Source organism: Massilia horti (assembly GCF_004614195.1).
GTDB classification, from domain to species: domain Bacteria; phylum Pseudomonadota; class Gammaproteobacteria; order Burkholderiales; family Burkholderiaceae_D; genus Telluria; species Telluria horti.
This window is the reverse complement of record NZ_SPUM01000005.1, coordinates 39,210-49,151: the sequence shown is the minus strand read 5'-3', so window position 1 is coordinate 49,151 and position 9,942 is coordinate 39,210. Positions and strand designations below refer to the sequence as shown.

Below are 9,942 nucleotides of genomic sequence, written 5' to 3'. Positions count from 1 at the left end.
GCCCGGGATCGTACAGGACCGCCATCGCGCCAGGTGCCAGCAGCGCGCCGTGCAGGCATTCCAGGCGCCGCACGGCGCCGCCCCCGTCCAGGCGCAGGCAGACCAGCGCCTGGTGCGGCAGCAGCGCCTGCAGTTCGCCCTGGGCCCACAGGAACAGCTGGCGCAGCGTGCGCACCCGCACGCCCGCCTCGAGCGCGCGCAGCAGGTACTCCTGTTCCAGCTTGCTGGGGATGACGACCGGCTGCATGCCCCGCCTACAGCGTCGCCTGCCGGCCGCGGCGCGAACGCGCGCCGGCGCTCACGAAGCGGTAGCCGGCGCCGCGCACGGTCTGGATGTGCTCCCCGTGCCCGCTCGGCTGCAGCGCGCTGCGCAGGCGCCCGACGTGGGCATCGACCGTGCGCTCGTCCAGGATCGCGTGGTTACCCCATACCTGGTCGAGCAGCTGCGAGCGGGTATGGACCCGCTCCGGATGGTGCATCAGGTAGTGCAGCAGCCGGAACTCGACCGGCCCGAGCGCGATCTGGCGCGCGCCGGCGGTGACGCGCCGGGTGCCGGGATCGAGCCGCAGCCCGGCCATCTGCACCGCGCCCGGGCCAACGTGCGGAGCACGCCGGCGCAGCACGGCATGGATGCGGGCGATCAGCTCGCGCGGACTGAACGGCTTGGCCAGGTAGTCGTCGGCGCCCGACTCCAGCGCCAGCACGGTATTGAGCTCGCCCCTGCGCGCGCACACCATGATGACCGGCAGGTCGCGCGTACGCGGCAGCGCGCGCAGGCGGCGCACCAGCGCTTCGCCGGACTGGCCCGGCAGGTCCCACTCGAGCAACAGCATGTCGGGCAGCTGCTCGTCGAGCAGCACCAGCGCCGACTCGGCGTCGGCACAGCAGGCGATGGCATGGCCGGCCTGCCCGAGATTCAGCCGCAGCAACTGCTGGGTGGCGCGGTCGGGATCGACAACAAGGACTTCGGCGGACATCAGGCTATTCCTTTCAGGCAACCCTACATTCATTGTCTGCAAGATAAGATTCGAATATGCACGAAACGTGGTCCTGAGAACAATATAATTTGCCTTGGTCTTTAATAGGTTTGCCGACTAAATCCGCCCTTCCCTTGTGTACGTTTGCAGTGCGGAGGCAACGCAGCGGCCGCAGCGTTGCCAAAAAAAGACACACCTGCCGTTGCCGGACAGGTGTGTCGAGACAGCTAAGCGACGGTCAGCGCGCCATGCGACGCCGCGTCAGGGCCAGGAGCAGCAGGCCGGTCGCGGCCAGCGCCATGGAGCCGGGCTCGGGCACATTGGTTTCCGGGGTGCCGGTGGTCACCGCCGCGAAGCTTTCAACCACGGACACCGTGTCCGGTTCCCCCGGCATCAGGTCGAACGTGACGATGTTGCCGTCCACGCCCAGGTAGCCGTCGAGCGCAGCGTTCACCAGGGCGATCCCGAAGGTGCTGCCGATGTCGCCCGGCGCTACGTCGAAGCTCACGTCAAAGCTGAACAGGCCGCCAAAGGCCACCGCCTGCAGCAGGTCGTTGAACCCTCCGCTGTTGCCAAGCACCATGGTGGAGAAGGCGTCGCCGCTGGCGTCTCCCTCGTACATCACGTCGCTGCCGAAGGCGCCAAGGAAGTGGCTCACGGTTGCGGTGGCCGTCGGGGCGTTGCCCAGGGCGTTGAAGCTAAAGTCGAGATAGCCGCTGGTGCCGCTCAGGGACGAGGTGTTGACCGAGACGTGGTAGGTGGGGCCGGCGTACGCCGCGCCGCAACCGCCTGCCAGCGCCAGCGCCAGCAGCGCGCGGGAGAACAGTGTTTTCAAGTTAAACATGCGATTTTCCTTTAGAACGTGCCGCTGTACAGCTTCGGCGTGTAGACAATGCTGACCTTGGACGGATTGGAGAACGTGGTCGTCACGCTGACGCTGGCGCCGGGCGCGAGCGAAGCGTTCTGCAGCGTGATGTAGGGCGCTCCGTTCATATCGCCGCTCTTGTTGTCGAGCGTGACGCCGTCGCCCAGGCCCGCCAGCACGAACTGCAGCGGTCCGTTGATTGGCGCAGTGCCGGTGTTGGTGAAGGTGACCGTGCCGCTGTACTTGCCGGTGAAGCGGTTCACCGTCAGGCCGCCCTGCGCGATCTTCACGCTGCCGGTCATGTCGGTGAACAGCGGCGTCAGGTTCAGGCTGAGCACCACCGGGTCGTGGTCGGAGGCGCGGTACGGACCATTCACGTACAGGTCCTGCTGCTTGTAGTCGAGCGCGGTCGGTTCGTCCGCATTGTTGTGCCATTCGGCGACGTCGACCACCTGGCTGTCCAGGGAGGTGCTGGCCAGCGCATGGTCGAGATAGCCGCTCTGGCCGTCGAACACGTACGAATACGGGATGTCGCGCGGCCGCACGAAGCGCTCGATCTCGTTGACCAGGCCATTGGTGGTGTACAGGTCGATCGGATCCTCAAAGCCGTGCGCGTTCATGTCGCCCACCACCAGCACATCCGGGTCGCCGCTCGTTGCCACGACCAGCGGGATGAAGTAGTCGAGCAGACGCTGCGCCTGCTGCACGCGGGTCTTGTTCCAGCAGCTCTGGCCGTCGCCGCTGTCGGTGTCGCCGGCGCCGGCGCCGCTGCAGCCGCTCTTGGCCTTCAGGTGGTTGACGATCAGCGAGAACTTGGCGCCGTTGTTGTTGGCCTTGAAGGTCTGGGCCATCGGCGGGCGGTTGTTGACGGAGGCTCCGTCCGACAGCGCGCCGCCGACCAGGCTCACCGAAGCCGGCTTGTAGATCATGCCGACGCGGATCGCGTCGGTACCGGTGGCGGGGGGCTGGGGCACATAGGCGTAGACGGTGCTGCCGAGGGCCGCGTTGAGCTGGTCGACCAGGTAGCCGACCGTGGTGTCGCCGCTGTTTTGCAGCTCCATCAGGCCCACCACGTCGGCATCCATCCCAACCAGCGCAGCCACGATCTTGTCGCGCTGGCGCACGAACTCCTCCATGTTGCTGGCGCCGCGGCAGTTGCTGGCCAAGACCTTGTTGCCCAGCGCACAGCCCTGGCCGGTGCGGCCCCAGGCGTCGGTGCCGTCCGTGAAGGTGGTGAAGAAGTTCAGCACGTTGGCGCTAGCGACCTTCAGGTTGCCGGGGGCCAGCTGCGGTGCGGGTTCACGCGGGTTGGTGCGGGTGAAGGTCGGGGTCTGGGTCGGCTGCAGCTTGAATGCCGCGCCGCTGCCGCCGATCGAACCGTAGTCCAGCGCGCCGATGAGGTCCGTCACGGTGTCGCCGCTGCGCACGGTGCCGTCCTCGCCCAGGTACGGGACCGTGGCTGGCGTGGTGAAGATGTTGTCGTCAAGCACCAGGATGTTGGCGTCGTTGGCAGCTGCCATCGCCCTCGCCTCCGGCGTACCGGGGCGGTAGCGGTTGGTCGGCACTTCGCGCCGGCCGTAGGAGAGCACCAGCTCGCCGCGGTCGGCCAGGAAGGCGTTCTGGTTCACCGTCAGCGGGGTGGTGACGCGCACCAGCATGCCTTCGTAGCGCGCCAAATCGGCGTTGTGCAGCTCGATGTTGGTCGGGGCGATCGTGTAGCCGCTGCCCAGGCGGGTCACCTCGAGCAGGTCCTTGATCTCGGTGAGCGAACGCGGCGCGCCGCTCGGCGTGTACTCGGTCACGGTGCCGGTCACGCGCACCAGGTCGCCGACCATTGCTCCACCGGCCGAGCCGAACACGTAGATACCGTCCGAGGTGGTCGGGTCGCCGTCGCCGACCGGGTCCTGGATGTAGAAGGCGCCCGCCACCTTGTGCGTGACCACGCCTTCAGTGGACTGGGCCGTGTTGTTGTACGGGCTGGTCGGGCCCGAGCCCTGGATCTGCGGGACGGTGTGGACGCCGGCGATCTTGACGCTGACGGTGCAGCTCGCGTTCTGCGCGTCGTTGTTGGCGAAGCGGACCACGACCGGATAGATGCCGGGTGCGACAGAGGCATCGACCTCCAGGCTGACCGAGCCGGTGCCGCCAACCGCGGCGGCGGGCGTGAAGGCGCCGAGCGTGATGCCGGGGACCGCGGCGGAGGTGATCGAGGCGGCGTTGACAATGCTGTCCTCGTCGGACGCCGTGAGCAGCGCCGAAGTGGCGTTGTTCATGCGGGCCCACGCCGCCGCCGGGCAGTTCGGGACGATCGGCTTTTGCTCAGGCGCGCCGCACAGGTGCAACGGGGTGCTGGTGCGGCGCGGGCCGACCACCGGCGCGGCAAAGAAGTCGGCGGCGTTGTTGTCGGTGTCGACGCAGCCTTCGCGCTGGCGCTGGATCGAATTGACGGTAGAGGGGCTGGGAGCGACCGCGGTCTCGAAGCGGTTGGCGCCGCCGAAACCGACCATGTCGATGACGTCGTTACCGCCGTCAGGCGTGGTCATCGCGGTCCCGACGCGCGCCAGTGCCACCTTGCCGGTGGTGCCCGACAGGTTCAGGCTGCCCGTCTGGTCTTGCGCGCCGATGTCGGCGCCGATGGCAGCGTTGTTCGTGGCGCCGCCCACCAGGAAGTACTGGCCCGGCTTGAGCGCGAAGTCCGGCAGCTTGGTGGCCTGCCAGGTGGTGCCCGTCTCGGACTGGTACTGCACGCTCATCCCGTTCAGGTTGATGGTCGTGCTGCCCCGATTGAACAGTTCGATGAAGTCGCGGTTCCAGGCCGCGCCGTTATTGCCGCCGGCGCCGTAGACCTGGCTGATGACGAGGTCGGACGGCCCGGCGGGCGCCGCCAGCGCCGCCCCTGCTGCGGCCAGCAATGCCGCCAGCACGGCCAGCCGCACAGGCGGATGAATCGATCCAACAAGCATTTTCATGAGATATCCCGAGAGAAAGTTGTCGCGCGATTGTTAGCAAAAGGAAAATTTCCATTAGCAAAACCATATTAAATGCGCAAATTGACAACATGATGACCAAGGATTAGTCCGTGTGGACCAAGCGGACTCGACGGGATGGGGTGCGGGACAGGCGGTTGCGCGGGCCGCCTATGTAGGGTGCGCACCCGGGCGCACGCGGTACGGATGAATATCGTTGGCGTTGGCACGCACACGTACCGCGTGCGCAGGGGTCCTCGCCGGCCGCGCGCCCCCTACGGTATCAGGCGCCCTCGGTTGCCGCGTCCGCTATCGTGCCCGGTACGGCGCGGCCAGCGGTTCGCCGATGAACAGCCCCTGGGTCGGCCAGGCGACACTCTTCCAGTAGGCTTCAATCGCGCTGTCGCCCTGCACGTAGTGCTTGAGCAGCACGGCGGGATTGGGGAATTTCTGCCAGTAGTTGCACGGTTCGCTGACCGAGCCATAGCTGGCGGTGGCGCCCGCCTCCAGCCAGCGCAGGCTGCTCATCTGGCCCTCGCCCAGCAGGTCGCCGCCAAGCGAGGTCAGGTGATCGGCCAGCGCGCCCGGCACGAAGCCGAGGGTCTCCAGTTTGGCGACCTGGGCCATGCCGGTCTGGTAGATGATGATGTCGTGCACGTTTTCCAGCGCATCGGATGCGAGGCGCTTAGTGGTGAGCTTCCTGGCCGCAATCTTGCCTGCCTGTGGAAAGAACTGCGCCCGCGAGTTGCGCGAGGTCTCCGACGTGGTCAGGTAGTAGGCGCTGGCCGGCACCACGCGAAAGCCGCTGGCCACGCCGCGGTCGATCAGCGCCTTGGCTTGCTGCACCGATTCGGTGGGCAGCAGCATCGACAGGCGCAGCCCCAGTTCGCTGAACGGGCGGCGCGTGCCGGAATTGAAGTAGGCGCTGGGACGGCCGGCCGCGCAGGTCTTGGCGCACTGGGCCGGATCGAAGCCGAGCGTGTAGGCGCCGGTGAGGGAATTGCATTCAACCGCGTAGGGCGCGGTCCAGATCATCAGCACGGCCTGCACCTGTGGTCCCAGGGCTGCGTCGATGTGCGACTTGAGCTGGGCGAAGCGTTCGGGCGACAAGCTGCGCGGCTTGCCGGGGATGCGCACGTGGACGACGTTCTCGGGCGGAATGTTGCGGCGCTTGCGGTAGTAATCGCCGACCTCCACGCTGTTGGGCTCGTCGTCATTGATGACGATTGCTAGCTGTCGGGGTTGCAGCGGGCCGGCGGACACGAATTGGGCGGATGCACTGCCGGCGCTGCCGAGCAGGAGAAACAGCAGGTAGAGGTATGGGCGCGAGAACGGTGTCATGAAGTGGTTGTCGATGGCAAGGTTGACGGACACTGCCGTTATCATGCCACGACCGCAAGCGCAGAGCCTGCCCGATAGACCATTTCAAATCGCGTTGTCACCGGATGGGTTTCGTAGGGTGGGCGGGTCTCCCGCCCACGCGTTCAACGATGATCGGCCATACCGAACAGGTTCCATGTTCGTTGAACGCGTGGGCGTTCAGCGATGATCGCCCATATCCGAACAGTTTCCGTGTCCGTTGAACGCGTGGGCGGGAAACCTGCCCACCCTACGTAGCAACGCGGCCATGCCGATTTTCAGGACTTCTATTCGACAAGCGAACGGCGCCGCCGTAACCGCCAGCCGAGCAGCGCCAGTCCGGCCGCCAGCATGCCTGCCTGCTCCGGCTCGGGAATCGGCGCCAGCGTGTACAGCTCCATGGCATTGATTCGCACGAACTGGCCGCCGGTGCTGCGGTCAATGATGCTCTTGCCCTCATCAAGCGGGTCGCCGTAGGTGAGCTGCCAGGAAATGGCGGTATCGAGCGCGCTGTTGACGAACAGGTCCGGACCGGCGCCGAAGGTGGGGCCGTGATCGGCGGCGTTGTAGGTCTGGCGCGAGCCCTGGCTGGGAAGAATGTAGGTGGATGGCACCTGCCGGTACACGGCGGGCACGGTCATGTTAAACAGGAAGGCCGTACGCAGGTAGTCGGGGTCGGTGACGTGCCAGCCGTCGGTGGATGACCAGCTTTGCGGGTTGTAGCCGCCCACCAGGTAGGTATCGCCGAGCTGGTTGGTGACCTGCAGCAGCGTGAAGGTTTCACCCTTGCCGTCGACGGCGGCGTGGAAATCGAGCGAGGTGTCGCCAGGCTGCAGCGTGAACACGTTGTTGAAGGTGAATTCGCCTCGCCCCAGCCAGCGTTCGAGCTGGCGCCGCCCGCTGTCATCGAGCAGGCTGCTGCCCGTGCCCGTGGCCTGGGCGTATGCCTGCGCGCTGAAGCCGGCCAGCACGCAGGCCAGGGTGCCTGCTGCAATGATGGTTTTCATGGTCATACCTCCGCGATCGAATTCTCAACCCGTCGGTTCATTGTATGCCCATGCATGTGCTGCCGCTCGCACTATTGAACAACGGCCGGGCGCGAGGCGCCCGTGTCCACGAGGCGCTTATGCGCGCTTGTAGATGTCCTCGAAACGCACGATGTCGTCTTCGCCCAGGTAGCTGCCGGACTGCACTTCGATGATGTGCAGCGGCAGCTTGCCCGGATTTTCAAGGCGATGGTTCATGCCGATCGGGATGTAGGTCGATTCGTTTTCCGACAGCAGGCTGACGGTCTCGCCGCAGGTCACGCGCGCGGTGCCCGAGACCACCACCCAGTGCTCGGCGCGGTGGTGGTGCATCTGCAGCGACAATTTTTCGCCCGGCTTGACCGTGATGCGCTTGACCTGGAAGCGCTCGCCCGCATCGATGCCTTCGTAGTAGCCCCACGGACGGTACACGCGCGTGTGGTGCAGGTGCTCGGTACGCTCCTTGGACTTGAGGTGGTCGACGATGTGCTTGACGCGCTGGACCTGGTCCTTGTGCGCCACCAGCACCGCGTCCGGCGTCTCGACCACCACCAGGTTCTCCACGCCCACCACGGCCACGATCCTGCTTTCGGCGCGCACCAGCGAGTTGGACACGCCATCGAGGTAGACGTCGCCGCGCTGGGTGTTGCCGCTCTCGTCGCGGCGCTGCACTTCCCACAGCGCCGACCACGAACCGACATCGCTCCAGCCGATGTCGGCCGGCACCACCACGGCATCGCGCGTGCGCTCCATGACCGCGTAGTCGATCGAATCGGACGGGCAGGCGGCAAATGCGGCTTCGTCCAGGCGGCAGAAATCGAGATCGCGGTAGCCGGTGCGCATCGCCGCTTCGGCCGCCGACGCGATCTCGGGATTGAACTTGGCCAGCTCCGACAGGTAGCCGGCGGCCATGAACAGGAACATGCCGCTGTTCCAGTAGTAGCCACCGTCGGCGACGAAGGCTTCGGCGGTGGAGCGGTCCGGCTTTTCGACGAAGCGCTCGACCTGGTAGCAATCGCTCGCGCCGTCGGCCAGCGCGCCGCGGCGGATGTAGCCGTAGCCGGTTTCCGGCGACTGCGGCACGATGCCGAAGGTCGCCAGCGCCCCGCGCGAGACCAGGTCGGCCGCGCGCTCGACGGCAGCCTTGAACGCTTCGTTGTCGAGGATGACGTGGTCGGCGGGCAGCACCAGCATCACCGCCTCGGGATCGAGTGCCTTCAGGTAGTGCGCGGCGGCCGCGACCGCGGGAGCGGTGTTGCGGCCGACCGGCTCGAGCAGGATGCCCAGCGGCGTCACGCCCGCTTCGCGCAGTTGCTCGGCCACCAGGAAGCGGTGCTCGTTGCCGCAGACGACCAGCGGCGCCATCAGCCCCGGCCAGCCAGACACCCGCAGCGCGGTTTCCTGCAGCATGGTCTTGTCTGAGACAAGCGGCAACAGCTGCTTGGGCATGACCGCGCGCGAGAGCGGCCACAAGCGCGTGCCGGCACCGCCGGAGAGGATGACTGGGTAGATTTTCATGCGGCTTTCGCTTTCTCTATTTTTGAATTACTTTCGTTTGCCAATGCTTTTCGGCTACTGCGGCGCCGGTCGCGTGCATTGAGCCATTCGTGCGACGAGTACTCCGACGCGTGCTTCATTTCGCCGGCGCGGTCAATGCTGTAGTCCTTGAAAACGATCATTTCGTTCAAGACGACATTGTCCAGCACGCGAGTGTATTCGAACAGCACACTGCGCACAATCTCTGCGCCTTCGCAGATGTGGCTGCCGTGTCCGATCCAGGTCGGGCCGACGATCGTCACGCCGGACTCGATCTTTACACCAGAGCCGATGTAGACCGGGCCGACGATGGTGGTGGAATTGAAGTCGATGCTGGTGTTCAAGCCCACCCACAGGCCCGGCTCGATCTGGATGCCGGGCACATTCATGTTGTAGACCTCGCCGGTCAGCACGTTTTGCAGCACTTCCCAGTAGTCGGTCACGCTGCCGATGTCGAGCCAGTTGAACGGGCGGCGCTGGGCGTAGAACGGCATGCCGCGTTCGGCCAGCAGCGGAAACAGCTGCGAACCAATGTCGAACGGCACGCCTGACGGAATCAGGTCGATCACCTCCGGCTCGAAGATGTAGATGCCGGTCGAGATGTAGTTCGACAGCGCCTGGTCGCGCTCCGGCTTTTCCTGGAAACGGGTGATGCGCCCGTCCGCGTCGGACACCACCACGCCATAGCTCGATACTTTGTCCCACGGCACTTCCTTGGTGATCACCGATGCCAGCGCGCCCTTGCGGCGGTGTTCGAGCAATGCCGCCTTCAGGTCCAGGTCGATCAGCGCGTCGCCGCACAGCACGATCGTGGTGTCGTCGAAAAAGCCGCCGAATTCCTGGATCTTCTTCATGCCGCCGGCCGAGCCGATCGGTTCGGGCACGACCTCGCCGTCCTTCATGTAGCCTTCGAACGAATAGCCGATCTGGACGCCGAACTGCTCGCCCTCGCCGAAATATTCTTCGATCTTTTCGTGCAGGTAGCTGACGTTGACCATGATCTCGGTCACGCCGTGCCTGCGCAGGTGTTCGACCAGGTAAGCCATTACCGGCTTGCCCAGCAGGGGAATCATCGGTTTGGGCAGGTCGTAGGTAAGCGGGCGCACACGGGTGCCCTTCCCTGCCGCGAGAATCATTGCTTTCATCAGACCGTCCTTTGTGCTAGAGGTCGCTCCAAAATGAGCATGGCTGCGTTGCGGCTCCTTGCCGTGCAA

7 protein-coding genes and 1 pseudogene are annotated in these 9,942 nt (G+C 65.7%); all 8 read right to left on the bottom strand.

Translation table 11 applies throughout. The features are described from left to right. A pseudogene (locus E4O92_RS00915) lies at positions 1–247 on the bottom strand (helix-turn-helix transcriptional regulator); the annotation flags it as partial. Between the two features lie 7 nt (positions 248–254). Then, complete coding sequence (locus E4O92_RS00910; protein WP_135187860.1) at positions 255–977, bottom strand: winged helix-turn-helix domain-containing protein; 723 nt, start codon at positions 975–977, stop codon at positions 255–257. A gap of 238 nt (positions 978–1,215) precedes the next feature. Then, positions 1,216–1,821, bottom strand: a complete 606-nt coding sequence (locus tag E4O92_RS00905; RefSeq protein WP_135187859.1) for an NF038129 family PEP-CTERM protein — start codon at positions 1,819–1,821, stop codon at positions 1,216–1,218. Positions 1,822–1,832: 11 nt separating this feature from the next. Beyond that, complete coding sequence (locus tag E4O92_RS00900) at positions 1,833–4,811, bottom strand: ExeM/NucH family extracellular endonuclease (RefSeq protein ID WP_229482869.1); 2,979 nt, start codon at positions 4,809–4,811, stop codon at positions 1,833–1,835. Between the two features lie 306 nt (positions 4,812–5,117). Further along, the gene (locus E4O92_RS00895) at positions 5,118–6,182 is read right to left on the bottom strand and encodes a TIGR03790 family protein (protein ID WP_229482867.1); all 1,065 of its coding nucleotides are present in this window, start codon (positions 6,180–6,182) and stop codon (positions 5,118–5,120) included. 272 nt (positions 6,183–6,454) lie between these two features. Next, on the bottom strand, positions 6,455–7,174 hold the full coding sequence (locus tag E4O92_RS00890; protein WP_206076788.1) for a PEP_CTERM-anchored TLD domain-containing protein: 720 nt from the start codon (positions 7,172–7,174) through the stop codon (positions 6,455–6,457). A 117-nt stretch (positions 7,175–7,291) separates the two neighbouring features. Then, positions 7,292–8,710 (bottom strand): mannose-1-phosphate guanylyltransferase/mannose-6-phosphate isomerase, encoded by a 1,419-nt coding sequence (locus E4O92_RS00885; RefSeq protein WP_135187857.1) that lies wholly within the window; start codon positions 8,708–8,710, stop codon positions 7,292–7,294. Further along, entirely contained in the window at positions 8,707–9,873 is a 1,167-nt protein-coding gene (locus E4O92_RS00880) for a nucleotidyltransferase family protein (protein WP_135187856.1), read from the bottom strand. Before E4O92_RS00880 ends, E4O92_RS00885 begins: the two co-directional genes overlap by 4 nt. Positions 9,874–9,942 lie beyond the last annotated feature (69 nt).